This is a genomic window from Streptomyces sp. NPDC048623, assembly GCF_040650755.1.
Taxonomy (GTDB): Bacteria; Actinomycetota; Actinomycetes; order Streptomycetales; family Streptomycetaceae; genus Streptomyces.
Genome location: NZ_JBEZHV010000018.1, coordinates 1 through 24,163, shown reverse-complemented (window position 1 = coordinate 24,163; position 24,163 = coordinate 1). Strand labels below are relative to the sequence as shown.

The 24,163-nt window shown below is 71.4% G+C and carries 22 protein-coding genes and 1 pseudogene; 22 read left to right on the top strand and 1 reads right to left on the bottom strand.

Annotation, left to right across the window (positions count from 1 at the left end; translation table 11 throughout):
- The first annotated feature begins 132 nt into the window (after positions 1 to 132).
- From AB0C73_RS24305 to ftsH, 5 genes are all read left to right on the top strand, one after another.
- Positions 133 to 1,479: an ammonium transporter gene (locus AB0C73_RS24305; protein ID WP_362533753.1), complete on the top strand. Its 1,347-nt coding sequence runs from the start codon at positions 133 to 135 to the stop codon at positions 1,477 to 1,479.
- Complete coding sequence (locus AB0C73_RS24300) at positions 1,476 to 1,814, top strand: P-II family nitrogen regulator (RefSeq protein ID WP_362533751.1); 339 nt, start codon at positions 1,476 to 1,478, stop codon at positions 1,812 to 1,814. Before AB0C73_RS24305 ends, AB0C73_RS24300 begins: the two co-directional genes overlap by 4 nt.
- A gap of 25 nt (positions 1,815 to 1,839) precedes the next feature.
- Positions 1,840 to 4,389, top strand: a complete 2,550-nt coding sequence (locus AB0C73_RS24295; RefSeq protein ID WP_362533750.1) for a [protein-PII] uridylyltransferase — start codon at positions 1,840 to 1,842, stop codon at positions 4,387 to 4,389.
- A gap of 78 nt (positions 4,390 to 4,467) precedes the next feature.
- Complete coding sequence (gene ffh, locus AB0C73_RS24290) at positions 4,468 to 6,021, top strand: signal recognition particle protein (RefSeq protein ID WP_362533748.1); 1,554 nt, start codon at positions 4,468 to 4,470, stop codon at positions 6,019 to 6,021.
- 146 nt (positions 6,022 to 6,167) lie between these two features.
- A complete protein-coding gene (gene ftsH / locus AB0C73_RS24285; RefSeq protein WP_362533746.1) occupies positions 6,168 to 8,120 on the top strand; it encodes an ATP-dependent zinc metalloprotease FtsH in 1,953 nt (650 codons plus the stop codon).
- 60 nt (positions 8,121 to 8,180) lie between these two features.
- Here ftsH and AB0C73_RS24280 read toward each other — a convergent pair whose 3' ends face one another.
- The gene (locus tag AB0C73_RS24280) at positions 8,181 to 8,921 is read right to left on the bottom strand and encodes a methyltransferase type 11 (RefSeq protein ID WP_362533743.1); all 741 of its coding nucleotides are present in this window, start codon (positions 8,919 to 8,921) and stop codon (positions 8,181 to 8,183) included.
- Positions 8,922 to 9,207: 286 nt separating this feature from the next.
- Here AB0C73_RS24280 and AB0C73_RS24275 point away from each other — a divergent pair, with 286 nt between their 5' ends.
- The 17 genes and pseudogenes from AB0C73_RS24275 to AB0C73_RS24195 all read left to right on the top strand — a co-directional run bounded on the left by AB0C73_RS24275 (position 9,208) and on the right by AB0C73_RS24195 (position 24,070).
- Positions 9,208 to 9,813, top strand: a complete 606-nt coding sequence (locus AB0C73_RS24275; protein WP_362533740.1) for a hypothetical protein — start codon at positions 9,208 to 9,210, stop codon at positions 9,811 to 9,813.
- 154 nt (positions 9,814 to 9,967) lie between these two features.
- Entirely contained in the window at positions 9,968 to 10,411 is a 444-nt protein-coding gene (rpsP, locus tag AB0C73_RS24270; protein WP_362533737.1) for a 30S ribosomal protein S16, read from the top strand.
- Between the two features lie 2 nt (positions 10,412 to 10,413).
- Positions 10,414 to 10,653, top strand: coding sequence for an RNA-binding protein (locus tag AB0C73_RS24265; RefSeq protein ID WP_056566048.1), 240 nt, complete (start codon positions 10,414 to 10,416; stop codon positions 10,651 to 10,653).
- Positions 10,654 to 10,815: 162 nt separating this feature from the next.
- The gene (gene rimM, locus AB0C73_RS24260; RefSeq protein ID WP_362533735.1) at positions 10,816 to 11,424 is read left to right on the top strand and encodes a ribosome maturation factor RimM; all 609 of its coding nucleotides are present in this window, start codon (positions 10,816 to 10,818) and stop codon (positions 11,422 to 11,424) included.
- Entirely contained in the window at positions 11,424 to 12,245 is an 822-nt protein-coding gene (gene trmD / locus AB0C73_RS24255) for a tRNA (guanosine(37)-N1)-methyltransferase TrmD (protein ID WP_362533732.1), read from the top strand. Before rimM ends, trmD begins: the two co-directional genes overlap by 1 nt.
- 128 nt (positions 12,246 to 12,373) lie before the next feature.
- On the top strand, positions 12,374 to 12,724 hold the full coding sequence (gene rplS / locus AB0C73_RS24250; RefSeq protein ID WP_362533729.1) for a 50S ribosomal protein L19: 351 nt from the start codon (positions 12,374 to 12,376) through the stop codon (positions 12,722 to 12,724).
- A gap of 38 nt (positions 12,725 to 12,762) precedes the next feature.
- Complete coding sequence (gene lepB, locus AB0C73_RS24245) at positions 12,763 to 13,593, top strand: signal peptidase I (protein ID WP_362533726.1); 831 nt, start codon at positions 12,763 to 12,765, stop codon at positions 13,591 to 13,593.
- On the top strand, positions 13,586 to 14,716 hold the full coding sequence (gene lepB, locus AB0C73_RS24240) for a signal peptidase I (RefSeq protein ID WP_362533724.1): 1,131 nt from the start codon (positions 13,586 to 13,588) through the stop codon (positions 14,714 to 14,716). Before lepB (AB0C73_RS24245) ends, lepB (AB0C73_RS24240) begins: the two co-directional genes overlap by 8 nt.
- Positions 14,646 to 15,617 (top strand): signal peptidase I, encoded by a 972-nt coding sequence (gene lepB, locus AB0C73_RS24235; protein WP_362534012.1) that lies wholly within the window; start codon positions 14,646 to 14,648, stop codon positions 15,615 to 15,617. The genes lepB (AB0C73_RS24240) and lepB (AB0C73_RS24235) overlap by 71 nt, the downstream gene beginning before the upstream one ends.
- A gap of 63 nt (positions 15,618 to 15,680) precedes the next feature.
- A complete protein-coding gene (gene lepB, locus AB0C73_RS24230; RefSeq protein WP_362533721.1) occupies positions 15,681 to 16,484 on the top strand; it encodes a signal peptidase I in 804 nt (267 codons plus the stop codon).
- A complete protein-coding gene (locus AB0C73_RS24225; protein WP_362533718.1) occupies positions 16,481 to 17,020 on the top strand; it encodes an NUDIX hydrolase in 540 nt (179 codons plus the stop codon). Before lepB (AB0C73_RS24230) ends, AB0C73_RS24225 begins: the two co-directional genes overlap by 4 nt.
- Positions 17,021 to 17,075: 55 nt before the next feature.
- Positions 17,076 to 17,384 (top strand): DUF2469 domain-containing protein, encoded by a 309-nt coding sequence (locus AB0C73_RS24220; RefSeq protein WP_362533715.1) that lies wholly within the window; start codon positions 17,076 to 17,078, stop codon positions 17,382 to 17,384.
- Positions 17,385 to 17,519: 135 nt separating this feature from the next.
- On the top strand, positions 17,520 to 17,894 hold the full coding sequence (locus AB0C73_RS24215) for a YraN family protein (RefSeq protein ID WP_362533712.1): 375 nt from the start codon (positions 17,520 to 17,522) through the stop codon (positions 17,892 to 17,894).
- On the top strand, positions 17,894 to 19,513 hold the full coding sequence (locus AB0C73_RS24210; protein WP_362533709.1) for a YifB family Mg chelatase-like AAA ATPase: 1,620 nt from the start codon (positions 17,894 to 17,896) through the stop codon (positions 19,511 to 19,513). The genes AB0C73_RS24215 and AB0C73_RS24210 overlap by 1 nt, the downstream gene beginning before the upstream one ends.
- 62 nt (positions 19,514 to 19,575) lie before the next feature.
- Positions 19,576 to 20,337: pseudogene (locus AB0C73_RS24205) on the top strand (DNA-processing protein DprA); the annotation flags it as partial.
- A 60-nt stretch (positions 20,338 to 20,397) separates the two neighbouring features.
- The gene (locus tag AB0C73_RS24200; protein WP_362533707.1) at positions 20,398 to 21,594 is read left to right on the top strand and encodes a site-specific integrase; all 1,197 of its coding nucleotides are present in this window, start codon (positions 20,398 to 20,400) and stop codon (positions 21,592 to 21,594) included.
- A gap of 193 nt (positions 21,595 to 21,787) precedes the next feature.
- Positions 21,788 to 24,070 (top strand): site-specific integrase, encoded by a 2,283-nt coding sequence (locus tag AB0C73_RS24195; protein WP_362533704.1) that lies wholly within the window; start codon positions 21,788 to 21,790, stop codon positions 24,068 to 24,070.
- Positions 24,071 to 24,163 lie beyond the last annotated feature (93 nt).

Sequence of the window (24,163 nt, the reverse complement as noted above, 5' to 3'; positions counted from 1 at the left end):
CGCGTAACACGCCCCCCTCCTTCGTCACTGCGGCGAAACATCGAGCGGCATCGGCGGAAACCGGCCTGCGCGAATCTCTGGCTCATAACCGGCCCCGCCCCGCACAGGCCGTACGACGACGAGGAGACGCCGATGGCAGCAGCCATCACGACCCTGGCCGCGGACACGCCCACGCTGTCCGCCGCCAACACCGGGTTCATGCTCATCTGCTCCGCCCTGGTCATGCTGATGACCCCGGCCCTCGCCTTCTTCTACGGAGGCATGGTCCGCGTGAAGTCCACCCTCAACATGCTGATGATGAGCTTCATCAGCCTCGGGATCGTCACGATCCTGTGGGTGCTCTACGGCTTCAGCATCGCCTTCGGCACCGACTCGGCCTCGCTCTTCGGCTGGTCCTCCGACTACGTCGGCCTCAGCGGCATCGGCATCACCGAGCTGTGGGACGGCTACACCATCCCGGTGTACGTCTTCGCCGTCTTCCAGCTGATGTTCGCGATCATCACCCCGGCCCTGATCAGCGGCGCCCTCGCGGACCGCGTCAAGTTCACCGCCTGGGCCCTGTTCATCGCCCTGTGGGTCACGGTCGTCTACTTCCCCGTCGCCCACTGGGTCTGGGGCACCGGCGGCTGGCTCTTCGAGATGGGCGTCATCGACTTCGCCGGCGGCACCGCCGTCCACATCAACGCCGGTGCCGCGGCCCTCGGCGTGATCCTCGTCATCGGCAAGCGCGTCGGCTTCAAGAAGGACCCGATGCGCCCGCACAGCCTGCCGCTCGTCATGCTCGGCGCCGGCCTGCTGTGGTTCGGCTGGTTCGGCTTCAACGCCGGCTCGTGGCTCGGCAACGACGACGGCGTCGGCGCCGTGATGTTCGTCAACACCCAGGTCGCCACCGCCGCCGCCATGCTCGCCTGGCTCCTCTACGAGAAGATCCGGCACGGCTCCTTCACCACCCTCGGCGCCGCCTCCGGCGCGGTCGCCGGCCTCGTCGCCATCACCCCCTCCGGCGGCTCCTGCTCCCCGCTCGGTGCCATCGCCATCGGCGCGATCGCCGGTCTGCTGTGCGCCATGGCCGTCGGCCTCAAGTACAAGTTCGGCTACGACGACTCCCTCGACGTCGTCGGCGTCCACCTCGTCGGCGGTGTCATCGGCTCCCTCCTCGTCGGCCTCTTCGCCACCGGCGGCGTCCAGTCCGACGCCAAGGGCCTCCTCTACGGCGGCGGCTTCGACCAGCTCGGCAAGCAGGCGGTCGGTGTCTTCGCGGTCCTCGCCTACTCGCTCATCGCCTCCGCCCTCCTCGCCCTGATCATCGACAAGACCATGGGCATGCGGGTCAGCGAGGACGACGAGGTCTCCGGCATCGACCAGGTCGAGCACGCCGAGACCGCGTACGACTTCAGCGGCGCCGGCGGCGGTATCGCCCCGCGCACCACCGCCGCCCCCGCCCCCGCCCCGACGCAGACCACGAAGGTGGACGCATGAAGCTCATCACCGCGGTCGTCAAGCCGCACCGGCTCGACGAGATCAAGGAGGCCCTGCAGGCCTTCGGCGTCCAGGGCCTGACCGTCACCGAGGCCAGCGGATACGGACGACAGCGCGGCCACACCGAGGTCTACCGCGGCGCCGAGTACACCGTCGACCTCGTCCCCAAGATCCGCATCGAGGTCCTGGTGGAGGACGACGACGCCGAACAGCTCATCGAGGTCGTCGTCAAGGCCGCCCGCACCGGCAAGATCGGTGACGGGAAGGTGTGGAGCGTCCCGGTCGAGACCGCCGTACGGGTCCGCACCGGCGAACGCGGGCCGGACGCCCTGTAGCGCTTGATTCTGTAAGGAGCCGCTGGTGACGAGCATCGATGTGCGGGACGACGAGCCCGACAACACAGAGGACACCGGCCCCGGCGGCTATGCGGCGGCCCGGCTGCGCCTTCTCACCGAGAAGGCGCGGTCCGGGCCGCCGCGCCGTGCCGCCCTCGCCCGCCTCACCGACGACTGGCTGGCCGGGCTCTGGCGGGCAGCCGGGGCGCCCCCCGGCACGGCCCTCGTCGCCGTCGGCGGCTACGGCCGCGGCGAACTCTCCCCGCGCAGCGACCTCGACCTGCTGCTCCTCCACGACGGCAGCGCCGACGCCGGGACGATCGCCGCCCTCGCCGACCGCCTCTGGTACCCCGTGTGGGACCTCGGCCTCGCCCTCGACCACTCCGTACGCACCACCGCCGAGGCCCGGAAGACCGCCGGCGAGGACCTCAAGGTCCAGCTCGGCCTCCTCGACGCCCGGCCCGTCGCCGGCGACACCGCCCTCGCCGCCGCCCTGCGCACCACCGTCCTCGCCGACTGGCGCAACCAGGCCACCCGCCGCCTCCCCGAACTCGCCGCCCTGTGCCGCGAGCGCGCCGAACGCTGCGGCGAACTCCAGTACCTCCTCGAACCCGACCTCAAGGAGGCCCGCGGCGGCCTGCGCGACACCCAGGCGCTGCGCGCCGTCGCCGCCTCCTGGCTCGCCGACGCCCCCCGCGAAGGCCTCGACGACGCCCGCCGCCGCCTCCTCGACGCCCGCGACGCCCTCCACCTCGCCACCGGCCGCGCCACCGACCGGCTCGCCCTCCAGGAACAGGACGCCGTCGCCGCCGAACTCGGCCTCCTCGACGCCGACACCCTGCTCCGCCAGGTGTACGAGGCCGCCCGCACCGTCTCGTACGCCTCCGACGTCACCTGGCGCGAGGTCGGCCGCGTCGTCCGGGCCCGCACCGCCCGGCCCCGGCTGCGCGGCCTCCTCGGCGGACGCGCCGGAGGCCGTACGGGTGGGGCGAAGAGCCCTGCCGAGCGCAGCCCGCTCGCCGAAGGCGTCGTCGAGATGGACGGCGAGGCCGTCCTCGCCCTCACCGCCCGGCCCGAACGCGACCCCGTCCTGCCGCTGCGCGCCGCCGCGGCCGCCGCCCAGGCCGGCCTCCCGCTCTCCCCGCACGCCGTACGCCGCCTCGCCGCCGCCGGCGCACCCCTGCCCGCCCCCTGGCCCGCCGAGGCCCGTGAGGCCCTCGTCACCCTCCTCGGCGCCGGCGAACCCACCGTCCCCGTCTGGGAGGCCCTGGAGTCCGAAGGCCTGATCAGCCGGCTCCTGCCCGACTGGGAACGGGTCCGCTGCCGCCCCCAGCGCAACGCCGTCCACACCTGGACCGTCGACCGGCACCTCGTCGAGACCGCCGTCCGCGCCGCCGCCCTCACCCGCCGCGTCCACCGCCCCGACCTGCTGCTCGTCGCCGCCCTGCTCCACGACATCGGCAAGGGCTGGCCCGGCGACCACTCCGCCGCCGGCGAGACCATCGCCCGCGACGTCGCCGGCCGCATCGGCTTCGACCGCGCCGACACCGCCGTCCTCGCCACCCTCGTCCGCCACCACCTGCTGCTCGTCGACACCGCCACCCGCCGCGACCTCGACGACCCCGCCACCGTCCGCACCGTCGCCGACGCCGTCGGCACCCACGGCACCCTGGAACTCCTCCACGCCCTCACCGAGGCCGACGCCCTCGCCACCGGCCCCGCCGCCTGGTCCACCTGGCGCGCCCGGCTCGTCGACGACCTCGTCACCCGCGTCGCCGGCGTCCTCGCCGGCGAGGAACCGCCGGACCCCGAGGCCGCCGCCCCCAGCGCCGAACAGGAACGCCTCGCGATCGAGGCCCTGCGCACCGGCGAACCCGTCCTCACCCTCCGTACCGAACCCGAGCCGGCCGGCGGCGACGGCGAGCCCGGACGCGGAGAGCCCGGACGCGGAGAGTCCGGAAGAGGAGAGCCCGGAGCAGGCGACTCCGGACGCGGGGAACCCGAACCCGTCGGCGTCGAACTCCTCGTCGCCCTCCCCGAACGCCCCGGCGTGCTCCCCGCCCTCGCCGGCGTCCTCGCCCTGCACCGCCTCACCGTCCGCGCCGCCGACCTGCGCGCGGTCGCCCTGCCCCACGAGGTCGGCGACGCACCCGTGCTCATGCTGGACTGGCGGGTCGCCGCCGAGTACGGCTCGCTGCCCGAGGCCCACCGGCTGCGCGCCGACCTGGTCCGCGCCCTCGACGGCTCCCTCGACGTGCCCGCCCGGCTCGCCGAACGCGACGCCGCCCAGCCGCGCCGCCGCGGCGTCACCGCCCCGCCGCCCCGGGTCACCGTCGCCCCCGCCGCCTCCCGCCACGCCTGCGTCCTCGAAGTCCGCGCCCAGGACGCCCCCGGCCTGCTCCACCGCATCGGCCGCGCCCTGGAGGGCGCCGAGGTACGGGTCCGCAGCGCCCACGTCTCCACACTCGGCGCGAACGCGGTGGACACCCTGTACGTGACCCGCCCGGACGGCTCCCGCCCCGACCCGGAGGAGGCCGCGGCCCTGGCGAAGACCCTGGAGGAGGCCCTGCGGTGACCGGGCGCCGACCAGGTGCCGTACGGGCCGGATACCCTTGGGTGACTGCCCACCCCGACCCGAGGAATCGCGACCACCGTGTTCGATACGCTTTCCGACCGCCTCAGCGCGACTTTCAAGTCCCTCCGGGGTAAAGGCCGCCTCTCCGAGCAGGACATCGACAGCGCGGCCCGGGAAATCCGTATCGCCCTCCTCGAGGCCGATGTCGCCCTCCCGGTCGTCCGCGCGTTCATCTCCCGCGTCAAGGAGCGGGCGCTCGGCGCCGAGGTCTCCAGGGCGCTGAACCCCTCGCAGCAGGTCATCAAGATCGTCAACGAGGAGCTCATCGGCATCCTCGGCGGCGAGACCCGCCGGCTGCGGTTCGCCAAGACCGCGCCGACCGTGATCATGCTCGCCGGTCTCCAGGGTGCCGGTAAGACCACCCTCGCCGGAAAGCTCGGTCTCTGGCTCAAGAGCCAGGGCCACACCCCGCTGCTCGTCGCCTGTGACCTCCAGCGCCCCAACGCCGTCACGCAGCTGTCCGTCGTCGCGGACCGCGCGGGCGTCGGCTTCTACGGCCCGCAGCCCGGCAACGGCGTCGGTGACCCGGTCCAGGTCGCCAAGGACTCGATCGAGTACGCGCGCTCGAAGATGCACGACGTCGTCATCGTCGACACCGCCGGCCGCCTCGGCATCGACCAGGAGCTGATGCAGCAGGCCGCGGACATCCGCGACGCCACCTCGCCCGACGAGGTCCTCTTCGTCGTCGACGCCATGATCGGTCAGGACGCGGTCAACACCGCCGAGGCCTTCCGCGACGGCGTCGGCTTCGACGGCGTGGTGCTGTCCAAGCTCGACGGCGACGCCCGCGGTGGTGCCGCGCTCTCCATCGCGCACGTCACCGGCAAGCAGATCATGTTCGCCTCCAACGGCGAGAAGCTGGACGACTTCGACGCGTTCCACCCGGACCGCATGGCGTCCCGCATCCTCGGCATGGGCGACATCATGTCGCTCATCGAGAAGGCCGAGCAGACCTTCAGCCAGGAAGAGGCCGCCAAGATGGCCTCCAAGCTGGCGTCCAAGAAGGGCCAGGAGTTCACGCTCGACGACTTCCTCGCCCAGATGGAGCAGGTCCGCAAGATGGGCAGCATCAGCAAGCTGCTCGGCATGCTCCCCGGCATGGGCCAGATGAAGGAGCAGATCGCCAACATCGACGAGAAGGAGGTCGACCGCGTCGGCGCCATCATCAAGTCGATGACCCCGGCCGAGCGCGAGGACCCGACGATCATCAACGGCTCCCGCCGCGCCCGTATCGCCAAGGGTTCCGGCGTCGAGGTCAGCGCGGTCAAGGGCCTGGTGGAGCGCTTCTTCGAGGCCCGCAAGATGATGTCCCGGATGGCCCAGGGCGGCGGCATGCCCGGCATGCCGGGGATCCCGGGCATGGGCGGCGGCCCCGGCCGGCAGAAGAAGCAGATCAAGCAGGCCAAGGGCAAGCGCAAGAGCGGCAACCCGATGAAGCGGAAGGCCGAGGAGCAGGCCGCCCAGGCCAAGCGCGAGCAGGCCCAGGCCGGCGGTGCCTTCGGGCTCCCGGCGGCGGGCCAGGGCCCGGGCGAGTTCGAGCTCCCGGACGAGTTCAAGAAGTTCATGGGCTGACGTCCGGAGCGGTACGGGATGAGGGGTCCGGGGCGGTACGAAACCGCCCCGGGCCCCTTTTCGTTCGCCCGGCCCACCCGTAATGCCGGGAATGCCCTGCTCTCCGATACTGGGGCCACTGCCGCCCCGAGCCCCGAGGAGAGCCCGTGGCCAACCCCGTACCGCCGCGCGACCGGACGGATCAGCCCTGGCGCTCGGAAGGCGCCCCGCCGCCCCCGCCGTCCAGGAAGAAGATGCCGGGCGGCTGGGGCGGCCTCATCCTCACCGCGCTCGTCGTCTACCTCATCGCCAACCTCGTCCTGTCCCTCTTCAACGAGAAGGACGGGCCGACGATCTCCTACACCGAGTTCGACAAACAGGTCGCCGCCGGCAACGTCACCAAGATCTACTCCAAGGGCGACGCCATCCAGGGGCAGCTGAAGAACAAACAGCCCGTCCCGAACGGCGAGGGCGACTACACCAAGTTCACCACCCAGCGGCCCGCCTTCGCCGACGACCAGCTGTGGGCCCAGCTCACCAAGAACAACGTCACCGTCACCGCCGAACCCGTCGTCCAGGAACGCTCCTTCCTCGCCAATCTGCTGATCTCCCTTGCCCCGATGCTGCTGCTCGTCCTGCTGTGGGTGTTCATCGCCCGCCGGATGAGCTCCGGCCTGGGCGGCGCCGGCGGCATGCTCGGCCGCAAGACCCCGCCCAAGCCCGTCGAACTGGAGGGCGGCAGGCGCACCACCTTCGAGGACGTCGCCGGCATCGACGAGGTCGCGGGCGAACTCAACGACGTCGTCGACTTCCTGAAGAACCCCGGCGCCTACCGCGACATGGGCGCCAAGATGCCCCGTGGCGTCCTTCTCGCCGGGCCGCCCGGAACCGGCAAGACCCTCCTCGCCCGCGCCGTCGCCGGCGAGGCCGGCGTGCCCTTCTTCTCCGCCTCCGCCTCCGAGTTCATCGAGATGATCGTCGGTGTCGGCGCCTCCCGGGTCCGCGAACTCTTCGCCGAGGCCCGCAAGGTCGCCCCCGCGATCATCTTCATCGACGAGATCGACACCATCGGCCGGGCCCGCGGCGCCGGAGCCGGCATGGGCGGCCACGACGAACGCGAGCAGACCCTCAACCAGATCCTCACCGAGATGGACGGCTTCACCGGCTCCGAGGGCGTCATCGTCCTCGCCGCGACCAACCGGGCCGACGTCCTCGACCCCGCCCTCACCCGCCCCGGCCGCTTCGACCGCATCGTCCACGTCAACCCGCCCGACCGCGGCGGCCGCGAGGCCATCCTCAAGATCCACACCCGCGAGATCCCCCTCGCCCACGACGTCGACCTCCAGCACGTCGCCAAGACCACCCCCGGCATGACCGGCGCCGAACTCGCCAACCTCGCCAACGAGGCCGCCCTCCTCGCAGTCAAGCGCCGGCAGAAGGCCGTCACCCGGTCCGACCTCTCCGACGCCCTCGAAAAGGTCCAGCTCGGCGCCGAACGCCCTCTCGTCATGCCCCTCGAAGAACGCCGCCGCACCGCCTACCACGAGAGCGGCCACGCCCTCCTCGGCATGCTCCAGCCCGGCGCGGACCCCGTTCGCAAGGTCACCATCGTGCCGCGCGGCCGCGCCCTCGGCGTCACGTTGTCCACACCCGAGTCCGATAAATATGCCTATACGGAGGACTATCTGCGGGGCCGGATCATCGGCGCCCTCGGCGGCATGGCGGCCGAACAGGTCGTCTTCGGCGTCATCACCACCGGCGCCGAGAACGACCTCGAACAGGTCACCAACATCGCCCGCGGCATGGCCGGCCGCTGGGGCATGAGCGAACGCGTCGGCCGCCTCACCGCCATCCCCGGCGACGCCCAGCAGGCCTACGGACTCTCCGCCGCCCCCGCGACCCTCGACACGGTCGACGCGGAGATGCGCCGCATCGTCGACGAGTGCTACGAGAGCGCCGTGCGCCAGCTGGGCGAGCACCGCGCCAGACTCGACGCCCTCGCCGCGGCCCTCCTGGAGAACGAGACCCTGGAGGAGGAACAGGCCTACCGGGCGGCCGGCATTCCGCGCCTGGACAAGAACGGCGACGGGGGAGGAGACGGGGACGGGGGAGAGGGGTAGCGGTCAGGGCCGGGCCTCCGCGGGCGGCGGGGCCCGTGCGCCGTCGTCGGGTGCCGGTCGTCAGGGCGTGCGCGCCACCACGTACCGGAACACGTTCGGCATCCACACCGTGCCGTCCCGGCGTGCGTACGGCTCCAGCGCCTCCAGGAGCTCCTTCTCGACCTGGTCCGGATCGGTCGCCGCCACCGCCGCGTCGAACTCGCCCGTCGACAGCAGCCCCCGCACCGCGCTGTCCCGGTCCGCGTAGCCGAACGGGCACGCCACCCGCCCCGCCCCCGCGGGCCGCAGCCCCGCCGCGGCCACCGCCGCCGCAAGCCCGTCCCGCCGCTGCGGCCGCAGGCCCGAGAGCCGCTCCGCGACCCGCAGCACCGAAGCCGTCGCACATCGCTCCGCCGGACCCCAGCCCGCGAGCACGACCGCCGCACCGCTTTCCGCCACCGGCGGTTGCGCCGTCCGGGTGAGCGCCGCGAGTTCCCGTTCGAGCCCGGCCGTCCCGTGGAACGCCGTGATCACGTCGTACGGACCGCCCTCCGGCACCCCCGACAGCGCGAACCGCACCCCGGGCAGCCGCTCCCTGGCCAGCTCCACGCGCGCGTGGTCCCGGTCCACGCCGGCCACCCGCGCCCCGCGCCCGGCCGCCATCAGCAGCGCCAGGCCGGACCCGCAGCGCAGGCCGAGGACCCGCGACCCGGGCCCCACGCCGAGCCGGTCGTACACCGCCTCGTAGAGCGGGACCAGCATCCGCTCCTGGATCTCGGCCCAGTCACGCGAGGGGTGGTGCGGGACGAGCGTAGGTGTCATGGAAAGCGCCCCTATCCGTACTCGGATCCGTACTCGGACGACGACCCCCCGTAGCCAGGGAACTGCTCAACGCGCCGCCCGTCCAGTGCTCGCGCGCGGGTCGCGTCATGCGCGCGACGGTCGGGCTTCGGCCATCCGAGGGGGGCGGTGCCCGAGTTCGGGCAGCCGCCCGGTACTGTCCCTCGCACGCCCCGTCCGGTCATCGCTACCGACTGACGGGTACGTGCAAAATATTTCAGTTGCCCCGGAATGGAACCCGGAAGGGATCCGGCTCGTTGTACCCGACGTGAGCACGACACCACCTGTTCTCGCCGCAGAGCTGGCACAGGCGTGGGCCGACATTCAGCGGCACCACCCCGAACTGCCGGATCTTGCCGCGCCCGAGTCCCTGATCGGTGAGTCCTCGTCCGCCTGCGGCGCAGAGCTCTCCTTCGAACGACTGCTCCACGAGGCAGTCCACGGCATCGCCGCCGCCCGAGGCGTCCGCGACACCTCCCGCGCCGGCCGCTACCACAACCGCAGATTCCTCGCGATCGCCGAGGAGCTGGGTCTGGACCATCCCGAGGAACCGCACGCCAGCAGCGGCTTCTCCCTGGTGAGCCTGAGCCCCGAGGCGAAGCGGCGCTACCGGCCCACCATCGAGCGCCTCCAGCGCGCCCTGAAGGCCCACACCGTCGCGACCGCCGCCGACACCAAGCGCAGCTTCCGCGGACCGGCCGCCCGGCACGGGTCCTCCGGCGGCGGCGTCCGGGTCAAGGCCGTCTGCGACTGCGGGCGCAACGTGCGCGTGGTGCCCTCCGTGCTCGCCCAGGCGCCCATCATGTGCGGTGGCTGCGGCAAACCCTTCCGCATCCCGGAGAACATGGGCGAGACCGTGGGTGCCGCAAGCTGACCCGCTGCGGTGTGGCACAATGGCTAGCTGTACTCGACAGTCGCACAGGACCCCTCTCTCCTCCGGCTGACGCGTCCATCGGGCACCCGAGTACCGCAACCCCACGTGGCATCTCAAGTGCCCAACCACGTCAAGTTCAGGAGACACCACTCCAGTGGCAGTCAAGATCAAGCTCAAGCGCCTCGGCAAGATCCGCCAGCCGCACTACCGCATCGTCGTCGCCGACTCCCGCACCCGTCGTGACGGTCGCGCGATCGAGGAGATCGGCCTCTACCACCCGACGTACAACCCGTCGCGTATCGAGGTCGACTCCGAGCGTGCGCAGTACTGGCTGTCCGTCGGCGCCCAGCCGACCGAGCCGGTTCTCGCCATCCTGAAGCTCACCGGTGACTGGCAGAAGCACAAGGGCCTCCCCGCTCCGGAGAAGCCGCTGCTCGCCCCGGCGACCAAGGAAGCCAAGCGCGCCTCCTTCGACGAGTTCGCGAAGGCTCTCGAGGGCGACGACGCCAAGGGTGAGGCCATCACCCCGAAGGCCAAGAAGGCTGACAAGAAGGCGGACGAGGCCGCGGCCGAGTCCACCGAGTCGACCGAGGCCTGAGCATGCTCGAGGAGGCTCTCGAGCACCTCGTGAAGGGCATCGTCGAGAACCCCGACGACGTGCAGGTCGCCTCGCGCAACCTGCGCCGGGGCCGCGTCCTCGAGGTCCGGGTCCACCCCGACGACCTCGGCAAGGTGATCGGTCGCAACGGCCGCACCGCGCGCGCCCTGCGCACCGTCGTGGGTGCCATCGGCGGCCGCGGCATCCGCGTCGACCTCGTCGACGTGGACCAGGTCCGCTGAAAGTTTGACACCGGCACGGGCCGGGGAGGGCTTCGCGCCCGCCCCGGCCTGAGTCGTTTTGCCCGCCGGCAAGAGCAACCATTGATTGAGCAACCACGACGGAGAGGTACCACCTCCGCGAGAGCGGCGGCGGTTCGGCCGCGAAAAGGGGAGAGTTCACCAGTGCAGTTGGTAGTCGCGCGGATCGGCCGCGCCCACGGCATCAAGGGCGAGGTCACCGTCGAGGTGCGGACCGACGAGCCCGAGCTGCGGCTCGGCCCCGGCGCCGTCCTGCACACCGACCCGGCGGCCGCCGGGCCGCTCACCGTCGAGACCGGCCGGGTGCACAGCGGCCGGCTGCTGCTGCGCTTCGCCGGAGTGACCGACCGCAACGCCGCCGAGGCCCTGCGCAACACCCTCCTCATCGCCGACGTCGACCCCGACGAGCTGCCCGAGGAGGAGGACGAGTACTACGACCACCAGCTGGTCGACCTCGACGTCGTCCTCGCCGACGGCACGGAGATCGGCGTGATCAGCGAGATCTCCCACCTGCCGTCCCAGGACCTGTTCATCGTCGAGCGGCCCGACGGCAGCGAGGTCATGATCCCCTTCGTCTCGGAGATCGTCACCGAGATCGACCTGGAGAACCAGCGCGCCGTCATCACCCCGCCGCCCGGACTTCTCGACGCCGAGCAGGCCGTCGTCGCCTCCGCGCGGGACGCCGAGGCGGAGGTCGCCTCCGGTGAGGGCGACTCCGGCGAGCCCGGCGACTCCGGCAAGGACACCGTCTGATGCGCCTCGACGTCGTCACGATCTTCCCCGAGTACCTCGAACCGCTCAACGTCTCGCTGGTCGGCAAGGCCCGCGCCCGCGGACAGCTCGACGTCCACGTCCACGACCTGCGCGACTGGACGTACGACCGCCACAACACCGTCGACGACACCCCGTACGGCGGCGGCCCCGGCATGGTCATGAAGACCGGACCCTGGGGCGACTGCCTCGACCAGACCCTCGCCGACGGCTTCGAGGCCGGCGCCCACGGCCCGGTCCTCGTCGTCCCCACGCCCAGCGGCCGCCCCTTCACCCAGGAGCTCGCCGTCGAGCTCTCCGAGCGGCCCTGGCTGATCTTCACGCCCGCCCGCTACGAGGGCATCGACCGGCGCGTCATGGACGAGTACGCCACCCGCATGCCGGTGTACGAGGTGTCCATCGGCGACTACGTGCTCGCGGGCGGCGAGGCGGCCGTCCTGGTGATCACCGAGGCCGTCGCCCGGCTGCTGCCCGGCGTCCTCGGCAACGCCGAGTCGCACCGCGACGACTCCTTCGCCCCCGGCGCCATGGCCAACCTCCTCGAAGGCCCCGTCTACACCAAGCCCCCGGAGTGGCGCGGCCGCGGCATCCCGGACGTGCTGCTCAGCGGCCACCACGGGAAGATCGCGCGCTGGCGGCGGGACGAGGCCCTGCGACGTACCGTCGCCAACCGGCCCGACCTCGTCGAGCGCACCGACCCCGCCGCCTTCGACAAGAAGGACCGGGAGATCCTCTCCATGCTCGGCTGGGCCCCCGAACCCGGTGGCCGATTTTGGCGCGGGCCCGGGCCCGTGGAAGAATAGGCCGCTGCCGTACGTCCGGCGCGCGCCCCTGCCACAGGGGGAACGACGCCGCCAGAGACGGACGGCGATCTCCATCCATTCGTACGTACCGCTGATGACCTGTGGCATCAGCGAGGAAAGAGACCTCCATGGCCTCCCTGCTCGACCAGGTCAACGCCGGTTCGCTGCGCTCCGACGTCCCGGCCTTCCGCCCCGGCGACACCGTGAACGTCCACGTTCGCGTCATCGAGGGCAACCGCTCCCGTATCCAGCAGTTCAAGGGTGTCGTCATCCGCCGTCAGGGCTCGGGCGTCTCCGAGACCTTCACGGTCCGCAAGGTCTCGTTCTCCGTCGGCGTCGAGCGCACCTTCCCGGTGCACAGCCCGATCTTCGAGAAGATCGAGCTCGTCTCCCGCGGTGACGTCCGTCGCGCCAAGCTCTACTACCTGCGTGAGCTGCGCGGCAAGGCTGCCAAGATCAAGGAGAAGCGCGACAACTGAGCATCGGCCTACAGGGTGGCGGGATAGGCTCGCCCCCGATGGACACCGAAGCACAGCACACGGAGCGCGACCGCTCCTCCGGCGAGGAGGAGCGGTCGCGCTCCGCGCGCGTTTCCGGGCCCGAGAAGGGTCCGGACGCGGCCTCGGGGCAGACCTCGGAGCAGGCCCCGGACGGGGACGAGCCGGGTGGGGTGCTGACCTGGCGGCGTACGGGACTGATCGGCCTCGCGTGCATGGTCTTCCTGCTGCTCTTCAGCCACTTCGTGCTCCAGCCCTTCCTGGTGCCCAGCAGCTCGATGGAGCCCACCCTCCAGGTCGGCGACCGCATCCTCGTCAACAAGCTGGCGTACCGTTTCGGCGATGAGCCGCGCCGCGGTGACGTGGTGGTCTTCGACGGCACCGGCTCCTTCCTCCAGGAACAGCCCGCCGGGAACCCGGTCACCGGCCTGCTGCACGACGCGGCGGCCGCCCTCGGTCTCGCCGAGCCCGACGAGACCGACTTCGTGAAGCGGGTCGTGGGCACCGGCGGCGACCGGGTGGTCTGCTGCGACAAGAAGGGCCGGCTCAGCGTCAACGGCGTCCCCGTGTCCGAGCGGTACGTGATGCTCGGCGACCGCCCGTCGAACGTGCCCTTCGACATCGTCGTCCCGGACGGGACCCTGTGGGTGATGGGCGACCACCGCAGCCAGTCCAGCGACTCCCGCGACCACCTCGGCCAGCCCGGCGGCGGTGTGGTCCCGGTCGAGCAGGTCATCGGCCGCGCCGACTGGATCGGCTGGCCGGTAGGCCGCTGGACCACCGTCCCGGAGACCGACGCCTTCGACGCCGTACCGGACTGGACGGGCGGGGCCGGGCACGGGCATGGGTAGGCGGGGCAAGGCCCCCGCCGGCCGCCGAGGCGCCTCCGGTGCCGCCTCCGGCGCGTTCGGGGCGCCGGACGGCGAGGGGCGCGCGCCCGCGGGGCGGGCCGAGCGGCGCAGACTCGCCCGTAAGGTCAAGCGGCGCCGGCGGCGCTCCGCGATCACCGAGATCCCGCTGCTCGTCACCGTCGCCGTTCTCATCGCGCTGGTCCTGAAGACCTTCCTGGTGCAGGCGTTCGTGATCCCGTCCGGCTCCATGGAGCAGACCATCCGGATCGACGACCGGGTGCTCGTCGACAAGTTGACGCCCTGGTTCGGTGCCGAGCCGGAGCGCGGCGACGTCGTGGTGTTCGAGGACCCCGGCAACTGGCTCCAGCACGAGGCCACGCCGCCGTCCGACGATCCCGTGGGCGTCAAGCAGCTCAAGCAGGCGCTGACGTTCATCGGCCTGCTGCCGTCGGCCGACGAGCGGGACCTGATCAAGCGGGTCGTCGCGGTCGGCGGGGACACCGTGAAGTGCTGCGGCGCCGACGGGCGGCTCACCGTCAACGGCGTACCGTTGGACGAACCGTATCTGCACCCCGGGAACGCGCCCTCGACCATTCCGTTCGAGGTGAAGGTCCCGGCGGGAAGGATCTTCGTCATGGGCGACCACCGGTCCGACTCCGCCGACTCGCGCTTCCACCTCGACGAGCCGGAGCACGGCACCGTCGCGCTGGACCGTGTCGTCGGCAGGGCCGTGGTCATCGCCTGGCCGATCGGCCACTGGCGCGGTCTGGAGGAGCGCACGACCTTCGCCTCCGTACCGGATGCGGCGAAGGGGACCGGAGCGGCGGCCGGGGACGATCCTGTGAAGGTCGTGGATCATGTGGAGACCGCGGGGCACGACGGGGCGGGCGGGGCCGAATCCACAGGTCTGTCGCATAGTGTGTCCGAGCGCAATCTGAACGGATTGCCCCGGCTCCCGACCCCTGCGGAACTTCTGCTCGTTATGGGAGTGGTGGGCCTGTCCCTGTTCCGGGACGGGCGGTTGCACGGACTGAGGAGTGGATGTGGGGGATTTGGCTGTCGGCGCGCGATCAGGGCACGACGAGCCCGACAGGAGGCCCGAGAGCCCCGAGCAGGGTCCTGACCGAGGCCCTGGCGAGGACGGTACGGACCCGGGCACGGGTCCGGCGGACGGCCTTGCCGACGGCGGCTCCGGCGACGACGGGGACGACGAGCGCTCCGGGCGCGGCGGCCACGGTCCGAACCGGCCTCGTTCCTTCTGGAAGGAACTGCCCCTGCTCATCGGCATCGCGCTCGTGCTCGCGCTGCTGATCAAGACGTTCCTGGTGCAGGCCTTCTCCATCCCGTCCGACTCGATGATGAACACGCTGCAGCGCGGCGACCGGGTCCTCGTCGACAAGCTCACCCCGTGGTTCGGCTCGGAGCCGGAGCGCGGCGAGGTCGTCGTCTTCCACGACCCGGGCGGCTGGCTGGAAGAGGCCAACACCCCCGAGCCGAACGTGGTGCAGAAGGTCCTCAGCTTCATCGGCCTCATGCCGTCCGCCGAGGAGAAGGACCTGATCAAGCGGGTCATCGCGGTCGGCGGCGACACCGTCTCCTGCAAGGAGGGCGGCAAGGTCGTCGTCAACGGCAAGGAGCTCGACGAGAGCGCCTACCTGCACCCCGGCTCGGTGCCCTGCGACCCGGCGTTCGGCCCGGTCAAGGTCCCCGAGGGGCGCATCTGGGTCATGGGCGACAACCGGCAGAACTCCCTGGACTCCCGCTTCCACATGGAGCTCCAGGGCGGCGGCACCGTCTCCAACGACGAGGTCGTGGGCCGCGCCGTGGTCATCGCCTGGCCGGTGACCCGCTGGTCGACCCTGCCCGTGCCGGACACCTTCGACCAGCCCGGCCTCAGCCAGGCCCTGGCCGCGGCCCCCGCCGCCCTCGGCTTCACCGGGGCGCTCCCGCTGGTGCTGTGGCGGCGCAGGAAGCAGACCGCTCGCCTGGAACGGGAGCCCGTTCGCCATATCGCGGAGAGGTGACCCGCGGGTAGGGTGCCGTCCCGGACCGTCGCACGGGCGGTCCGCGGATCACCCGAGGTGCCCATGAGCGTCACACCGCCCACGTCGCACACCGCGCGTACGCCGCGCACGCCGCGTACGAAGGACGGCCATGGCCGCCTCGGCAGTGTTCTGTCGGGGCTGGCCGTGGCCGTCGGCTGTGTGCTCTTCCTCGGCGGCTTCATCGTCGGGGCCGTGCTCTACCAGCCGTACACCGTGCCCAGCGACTCCATGACCCCGACGCTCGCCGTCGGTTCCAAGGTCCTGGCGGAGCGCGTCGACGGCGCCGACGTGAAGCGCGGTGACGTCGTGGTCTTCACCGACCCGCTGTGGGGCAACGTGCCCATGGTCAAGCGGGTCGTCGGCGTCGGCGGCGACACCATCGCCTGCTGCGGGCCCGACGGACGCCTCACCCTCAACGGCAAGCCCGTCGAGGAACCGTATCTTCAGGCCGGGAAGGTCCCCTCCGGCGAGGAGTTCACCGCGACCGTGGCCGAGGGCAGCCTCTTCCTCCTCGGCGACGAACGGCACAACTCGCTGGACTCCCGCGCCCACCTCAAGGACGCCGGCCACGGCTCCGTGCCGCGCTCCGCCGTCCTCGGCCGGGTCGACGCCGTCGCCTGGCCCTCCCAGAGCGTCCTGGAACGGCCCGCCGGCTTCGCCGCCCTGCCCGGCGGCATCTCCCGCCCCGGCCCGGTCGTGCCCCTCTTCACCGCGATCGGCGCCGGGTGTGTACTGATCCTGGCGGGCGCCGCGTACGGGCCGGTGGCCCGGCGCCTCGGCGGTGGCGGCCGCAAGCCCGCACCGCCGAAGGCGAGGGCGGGGGAGAGGAACGCGGTGAACGCATGACGGAGACGGGGAACGGCCGGGGGACGGCCGCGGGCGCCCGGGAGACCGACGAGGCCGAGGTCCGGCGGGTGGCGCGGGTCATCCTGCTCGACCCCGACGACCGGATCCTCCTCCTCCACGGGTACGAGCCCGACGACCCCGAACAGACCTGGTGGTTCACGCCCGGCGGCGGCCTGGAGGGCGACGAGACCCACGAACAGGCCGCGCTGCGCGAACTCGTCGAGGAGACCGGCATCACCGATGTCGCCCTCGGACCCGTGCTGTGGCGGCGCCACTGCTCGTTCCCGTTCGCTGGCCGCCGCTGGACCCAGGACGAGCAGTACTACCTCGCCCGTACGACCCAGACCGCCACCGCCCCCGGAGGCCTCACCGAACTGGAGGCCCGGAGCGTCGCGGGCCTGAGATGGTGGACCTCCGCCGAACTGTCGGCGGCCCGTGAGACGGTGTACCCCGACAGACTCGCCGAGCTGCTCGACACACTGCTCGACGAAGGACCCCCGAGCCCGCCGCTCGATCTCGCCCCGGAAATCGTTTAGGGGCCCGGTCGACTGGCGCACAATAGGGGGACGCACGGCTGAAGGGGAACATGCCATGAGCGCCGAGGACCTCGAGAAGTACGAGACCGAGATGGAGCTGAAGCTCTACCGGGAGTACCGCGACGTCGTCGGGCTGTTCAAATACGTCATCGAGACCGAGCGTCGCTTCTACCTCACCAACGACTACGAGATGCAGGTGCACTCGGTCCAGGGCGAGGTCTTCTTCGAGGTCTCCATGGCCGACGCCTGGGTCTGGGACATGTACCGGCCCGCCCGCTTCGTCAAGCAGGTCCGCGTCCTGACCTTCAAGGACGTGAACATCGAGGAGCTCAACAAGACGGACCTGGAGCTCCCCAGCAGCTGATCGCGACAGCGACTCCGGGGCGGGGCGGCAGACCCCTCGAAGGAGTGGCGGGGTTGTCCACAGACGGCGGTCTGTCCACAGCCCCGCACACGCAGCGTGACTTTGCGTCACAGTCGGTGCCGGAGGTGGTACCGAATGAACGCAACCCGAGCACTCGGGCGGTACGGCGAAGACATCGCCGCCCGCCGGCTCACCGCCACCGGCCTGCACATCCTCGCCAGGAACTGGCGCTGCGGCCGGACCGGAGAGATCGACATCGTCGCCCGCGACGGCGACACCCTCGTCATCTGCGAGGTCAAGACCCGCCGTGACGGCGCCTTCGAGCACCCCATGGCCGCCGTCACCCCACGCAAGGCCGAGCGGCTCCGGCACCTTGCCGCCTGCTGGCTCGACCGGCACGGCGGACCACCGGGCGGACCCGGCGGTGGCGCCGTCCGCATCGACCTCGTCGGCGTCGTCCTGCCCCGCCGCGGCGCCCCCGTCGTCACCCACGCCCGGGGGGTGGCCTGATGGGATTCGCCCGCACCTGCTCCGTCGCCCTCGTCGGCGTCGAAGGCGTCGTCGTCGAGGTCCAGGCCGACCTCGAAGCCGGTGTCGCCGCCTTCACCCTCGTCGGCCTCCCCGACAAGAGCCTCACCGAAAGCCGCGACCGGGTCCGCGCCGCCATCGTCAACGCCGGAGCCGAATGGCCCCAGAAGAAACTCACCGTCGGCCTCAGCCCCGCCTCCGTCCCCAAGGGCGGATCCGGCTTCGATCTGGCCGTCGCCGCGGCCGTCCTCGGCGCGGCCGAACGCATCGACCCGCGCAGCATCGCCGACCTGGTCCTCATCGGCGAACTCGGCCTCGACGGCCGCGTCCGGCCCGTCCGAGGCGTCCTCCCGGCCGTCCTCGCCGCCGCCGACGCCGGCTACCGGCACGTCGTCGTCCCCGAACAGACCGCCGGCGAAGCCGCCCTCGTCCCCGGCGTCTCCGTGCTCGGAGTCCGCACCCTCGCCCAGCTCATCGCCGTCCTCGCCGACGAACCCGTCCCCGAGGAGGAACCCCACGAGGAAGGCCGGCCCGACCCCATGCTCGCCGGACTCCTCGTCCCCGGTGCCGGGGTCGGCACCGGACTCGCCGCCGACCCCGCCGACGGACCCGACCTCGCCGACGTCGCCGGCCAGCACACCGCCCGCCGTGCCCTGGAGATCGCCGCCGCCGGCGGCCACCACATCCTGCTCACCGGACCACCCGGCGCGGGGAAGACCATGCTCGCCGAACGGCTCCCCGGCATCCTCCCGTCCCTCACCCGCAAGGAATCCCTCGAAGTCACCGCCGTCCACTCCGTCGCCGGGATCCTCCCGCCCGGCGAACCCCTCGTCCACCGCCCGCCCTACTGCGCGCCCCACCACTCCGCGACCATGCAGTCCCTCATCGGGGGCGGCAACGGACTGCCCCGCCCGGGCGCCGTCTCCCTCGCCCACCGCGGTGTACTTTTTCTGGACGAAGCGCCCGAATTCAGTACCAAAGCCCTCGACGCCCTTCGCCAACCCCTCGAATCCGGACACGTCGTCGTCGCCCGCGCCGCCGGCGTCGTCCGCCTCCCCGCCCGCTTCCTCCTCGCCCTCGCCGCGAACCCCTGCCCCTGCGGACGCCACACCCTCCACGGCGCCGGCTGCGAATGCCCCGCCTCCCTCATCCGCCGCTACCAGGCCCGGCTCTCCGGACCCCTCCTCGACCGCGTCGACCTGCGCGTCGAAGTGGAACCCGTCACCCGCAACGACCTCCTCGGTCACGGCGGCCGGGGCGAACCCAGCACCACCGTCGCCGACCGCGTCCGCGAAGCCCGAGCCCGCGCCGCCGCCCGCCTCGACGGCACCCCCTGGACCGTCAACAGCGAGATCCCCGGCCACGAACTCCGCACCCACCACCAGGCCGCCCCCGGCGCCCTCGCCGCCGCCGAACGCGACATCGAACGGGGTCTTCTCACCGCCCGCGGCCTCGACCGTGTCCTCCGCGTCGCCTGGACCGTCGCCGACCTCGCCGGTCACGACCGCCCCGACGCCGGCGACCTCGCCCTCGCCCTCGAACTCCGCACCGGCATCGCCCGAGGCGTCCCCGTACCCGCGGCGGCGGGGGAGTGGTCATGACCCGGACACCCGACCCCGCTCAGGAACACGGCACTCAGGAACACGGCATTCAGGAACACGGCGTGAACGTTGCGGACAACGGCGCGAAGGCGCACACCGACGGCGCCCGCGGCGAGGAACGCCTCGCCCGGGCCGCCCTCACCCACATCGTCGAACCCGGCGACGAACACGCCGGCCGCGCCCTCCGCCGGCACGGCGCCACAGGATTCCTCCGCCTCCTGCGCGATGGCGGCCGGACGGAGGACCCCGGTCTCTGGGAGTCCGACACCTCAGGGCCGCCGGGCCCAGGGCCCCACGACCCCGAGGCCTTCCCCGGCACCGGAGAAGCCCGCCTCGCAGGCTGGCGACGCCGCGCCCGCACCGCCACCCCCGAACACCACCTCGACCTCGTCACCCGGCTCGGCGGACGCTTCGTCATCCCCGGCGACACCGAATGGCCCACCCAACTCGACGACCTCGCCGACGCCCGCCCCATCGGCCTCTGGGTCCGCGGCCCCGCCGACCTCCGCGCCTGGGCCCTCCACTCCGTCGCCCTCGTCGGCGCCCGCGCCTGCACCCCCTACGGCGCCCACACCGCCGCCACCCTCGCCGCCGGCCTCGCCCAGAACGGCTGGGTCGTCGTCTCCGGCGCAGCCTTCGGCATCGACGGCGCCGCCCACCGCGGCGCCCTCGGCTCCGGCGGCGCCACCGTCGCCGTCCTCGCCTGCGGCGTCGACGTCCCCTACCCCCGCGGCCACGCCGCGCTCATCCGCCGCATCGCCGAACAAGGACTCGTCCTCGGCGAACTCCCACCCGGCGCCCACCCCACCCGCAGCCGGTGTGTTAACTGCACCATCGTCTCTGATCATGGAGCGAGATGATCTCCACCTGCAAGGAAGTGTGTGTTGCAAGACCTGCACCGCCAGCTGATCGAGGGCCGGGCCGACGTGCCCCGTGTTGGCTCGGTCATCAAGCTGGAGTCCATACCGCTGTACGCCGTCCTGGACGGTGACGGAGCCGTTGTCGGGCCCGTCGTGCCATACCTCCGGGGCCTCACTTTGGACGACAACCGGCCGTTGACCGTCAGGAGCTACGCGTACGATCTCCAGCGCTGGTTCCGGCTGCTGTGGTTCCTCGGGGTCCCGTGGGATCGGGCGACGGAAGCGGAAGCGTCCGCCCTGGTGGGGTGGCTCCGGGTGGCCCCGAACCCGCAGCGCCGCCGCCGAAATCCGAACGCTCCGCGACCCGGCTCGGTGAACCCTCGCACGGGCAAGCCCTACCTCAGGGTCGGCTATGCACCACGGACGATCAACCACTGCCTGACCGTCGTCTGCAGCTTCTACGCCTACCACCGGCACTACAATCGGGGTCCGCTGGTGAACCCGGTTCCCGAGGCGGTGGCCCAGCGTCGGGCTCTGGCGCACAGGGCCCAGGACAGTGAGATCCCGCCGTTCCGGCGGGCCCGACTGCGGCAACGGGTCCGGCAGACCGATCCCCGGTCGATCCCCGACGCGATGTGGGACGAGCTGTTCGAGGCGATGACCTGCGACAGGGACAGGGCGGCCGTCCTGCTCTATGTCTCCAGCGGCTCCCGGGCCAGCGAACTCCTCGGCGTCACCCCCGGCGACATCGACTGGGCCAAGCAGCTGATCTATGTGGTCACCAAGGGCACCGACGACCGCGAGCCCGTCCCCGCGAGCCCTCAGGCACTCACGATTCTGGCCGCCTACCTCGACAGCATCGGTCTTCCGTCGGCCCACGAGCCGGTCCTCCGCACGCTGCGAGGACCGGACCGGCCGCTGACCTACTGGGCGATGCGGCGGGTCCTGCAGCGCGTCAACGCGAGACTCGGCACGAACTGGACCCTGCACGACCTGCGGCACACTGCAGCGAATCGCATGGCGAACGACCCCAACCTCACCCTCGCCCAGGTCCGCGCGATCCTGCGGCACACCGACCTGGCGACCACGGGCCGCTACCTGAACGCCCGCGTCGAGGACCTCTTCGACGCCCTCCAGGCCCACTACAACCGGCCCCGGGTCCAGCGGACCTTCTCCGCAGGTTACGACCCTGACGACATCAAGGCGGTGTTCGGTGCCTAGCCGCACGACAGTCGACACCTACACGGTCCGCAACCGGCGCACGAACTACTCCGAGACCCCCAGGCCGAAGGAGCCGACGAGGTTCAGCAGCGCCTCGGTGAAGGCGGCGCCGGCACCTCGGCCTGAGAAGCCCCCGGCACCCTTCGGGGACCTGTCGAGGGCCGGTATCACCGAGTTGTGTGATCTTGCCCGGGTGGTCTGGCCGGGACAGACACGGTCCGGGGCGGAGAAGCGCCGGGCCGGCGTCCGGATGCTGTTCCGGCACCTGGCGAAACTGCCCGGGGACACCTGGCAAGAGCGCTGGGAGGCCAGCGGCTTCAACGACGAGGACGCGACGCCGGTCAGCGTCCTGGGCCGTCAGGAGGTCCGCTACGACAAGAGCAACCTGACCTCCGCGCTGAGGATGGCGTTCGCAGCGCGGATCATCCAGCCCTCGATCTCCGGGTTCCGGGCGAACAAGTTCATCGACTACGCCGAGCCGTTCCGGCAGGTCCAGAAGGACCCTGGGCTGGACGAGTTCTTCGAGACGGTCGATGTTCAGCGGCACCTCACGGCGGTGCATCGGCACCGGGCGAAGTTCGATCTGACCTGCGCTTTGACCACGCAGGGCATCGACCTGGAGCATCTGACCCCTTCGGCGCTGCTGCACTACTCGCTGGAGAACAAGCGTCTGGGCCTGACGCACGGCGCGAACAGAGACCACACCAGGTTCGCGGCCCTGGGCGCCTGGGAGATCCTGCACAAGATGGGGCACTTCCCGCCCGGGACGGCCCCGACCCTGCGGACGTTCATCTACAACGGCCAGCGAAGCGTCGAGGAACTCGTCGACCTCTACAGCATCCAGAACGCGGAGGTCCGCCAGCTCCTGATCGACTACCTGGTCCGGCGCCGATCGGACACGGACTACGTCACGCTTCAAGGTCTTGCCCGCCACCTGGCCGGCCATTTCTGGTCCGTCATCGAGGAGATCAGCCCAGGTCAGAAGGACCTGAACCTCAGCCAGGAGCTCTACGACCAGTGGCGGGCCGAGATCCAGTACTGGCGCCGGAACGGCAAGACCAACCGGACCAAGCTCCGCAAGGACCCCGCGTCCGTCTTGCTGGCTGTCCGCGGCCTCTATGTCGACCTCCACAGCTGGGCCGTGGCCGAGCCGGAACGGTGGGCCCAGTGGGTGACCCCCTGCCCGATCCTGCCCCGGGACCTGAAGGGGTTCGGCAAGCGGCGCCGCGAGGTCAACCGGCGAATGGCCGATCGCACCCGTGTCCGCCAGCCCCTGCTGCCGGTCCTCGTCCGGCACGTCGAGGAGCGTCACGAGCGGCTGGCCAGCCTGCTGGAGGCCGCCAGTCCCGTTCCGCTCGGCGAGTCCTTCGAACACCAGGGCCGCCGTTACACACGCACCAACTCCCGCGAAGACCGCCGCCGGGCGAAGATCCTCGCCGAGCCGACCGTCCGGATCACCGACGACACGGGCGAGTTGATTCACGTGACCATGGCCGAGGAGTCGGCGTTCTGGGAGTGGGTGGCCGTCGAGATCCTGCGACACAGCGGCATCCGGGTCGAGGAACTCGTCGAGCTCACGCACCTCAGCATCCGTCAATACGAACGACCCAATGGCGAGGTCATCGCCCTCCTGGTCGTCGCTCCCTCGAAGAGCGAACGCGAACGGGTGATCCCGATGTCCGCCGAGCTGTTCCATGCCGTCGCCCAGATCATCCGTCGGCAGACCCGCAACGGACAGGCGATTCCGCTCGTCAGCCGCTACGACGGACACGAAAAGGTCTGGTCAGACCCCATGCCGTTCCTCTTTCAGCGGCAGATCGGCACCGTCCGCGGAGTCATCGCTCCCGCCACCGTCCTCAACATGATCGGACGGAGCTGTGAGGAGATCGCCGAGACCAACCCGGCCTTCGCCGGCACCAAGTTCACCCCGCACGACTTCCGCCGGCTCTTCGCGACCGACATCGTCAACGGCGGTCTGCCGATCCACATTGGTGCGGCCTTGCTCGGGCACCTGAATCTCCAGACCACTCAGGGTTATGTCGCGGTCTTCGCCGAGGACATCGTCCAGCACTACCAGGCGTTCCTGAACAATCGCCGGGCCATGCGTCCCGAGCACGAGTACGTCGACGTCACATCCGAGGAGTGGGAGGAGTTCGAAGAACACTTCGACAAGCGCAAGGTCGAACTCGGCAACTGCGCTCGTCCCTACGGATCGCCCTGCCAGCATGAACACGCCTGCATCCGCTGCCCGATGCTGCAGGTCAACCCGAAGATGCTGCCGAGACTTGCCGAGATCGAGAAGGACTTGCTCCTCCGCCGCAAACGAGCCGAGGTGGAGCAGTGGCTCGGTGAGATCGAGGGCATCGACATGACCTTGACGTTCGTCCGCACCAAGCAGGCTGACGCGGCTCGACTTGCAGAACGGCGGCCCGTCGCCCTCGGTATCCCGACCACCCGTGCTCAGACTTCGGAGTGAAATACGGACGCCGTCCCGGGTGACCGCGGTCACCCGCGCCCGGGGGCGCCCCTCCCAAAAAGCGTTAAAGGTGAGTTTGAATTCGAGGGGGTT

Coding starts and splice junctions, on each gene's coding strand:
- AB0C73_RS24305 (WP_362533753.1), top strand. CDS start 133: ATGGCAGCAGCCATCACGACCCTGGCCGCGGACACGCCCACGCTGTCC.
- AB0C73_RS24225 (WP_362533718.1), top strand. CDS start 16,481: ATGACGGAGACGGGGAACGGCCGGGGGACGGCCGCGGGCGCCCGGGAG.
- AB0C73_RS24215 (WP_362533712.1), top strand. CDS start 17,520: ATGAACGCAACCCGAGCACTCGGGCGGTACGGCGAAGACATCGCCGCC.
- AB0C73_RS24210 (WP_362533709.1), top strand. CDS start 17,894: ATGGGATTCGCCCGCACCTGCTCCGTCGCCCTCGTCGGCGTCGAAGGC.
- AB0C73_RS24300 (WP_362533751.1), top strand. CDS start 1,476: ATGAAGCTCATCACCGCGGTCGTCAAGCCGCACCGGCTCGACGAGATC.
- lepB (WP_362533726.1), top strand. CDS start 12,763: ATGGACACCGAAGCACAGCACACGGAGCGCGACCGCTCCTCCGGCGAG.
- AB0C73_RS24220 (WP_362533715.1), top strand. CDS start 17,076: ATGAGCGCCGAGGACCTCGAGAAGTACGAGACCGAGATGGAGCTGAAG.
- trmD (WP_362533732.1), top strand. CDS start 11,424: ATGCGCCTCGACGTCGTCACGATCTTCCCCGAGTACCTCGAACCGCTC.
- AB0C73_RS24265 (WP_056566048.1), top strand. CDS start 10,414: ATGCTCGAGGAGGCTCTCGAGCACCTCGTGAAGGGCATCGTCGAGAAC.
- lepB (WP_362533724.1), top strand. CDS start 13,586: ATGGGTAGGCGGGGCAAGGCCCCCGCCGGCCGCCGAGGCGCCTCCGGT.
- lepB (WP_362533721.1), top strand. CDS start 15,681: ATGAGCGTCACACCGCCCACGTCGCACACCGCGCGTACGCCGCGCACG.
- AB0C73_RS24280 (WP_362533743.1), bottom strand. CDS start 8,921: ATGACACCTACGCTCGTCCCGCACCACCCCTCGCGTGACTGGGCCGAG.
- rplS (WP_362533729.1), top strand. CDS start 12,374: ATGGCCTCCCTGCTCGACCAGGTCAACGCCGGTTCGCTGCGCTCCGAC.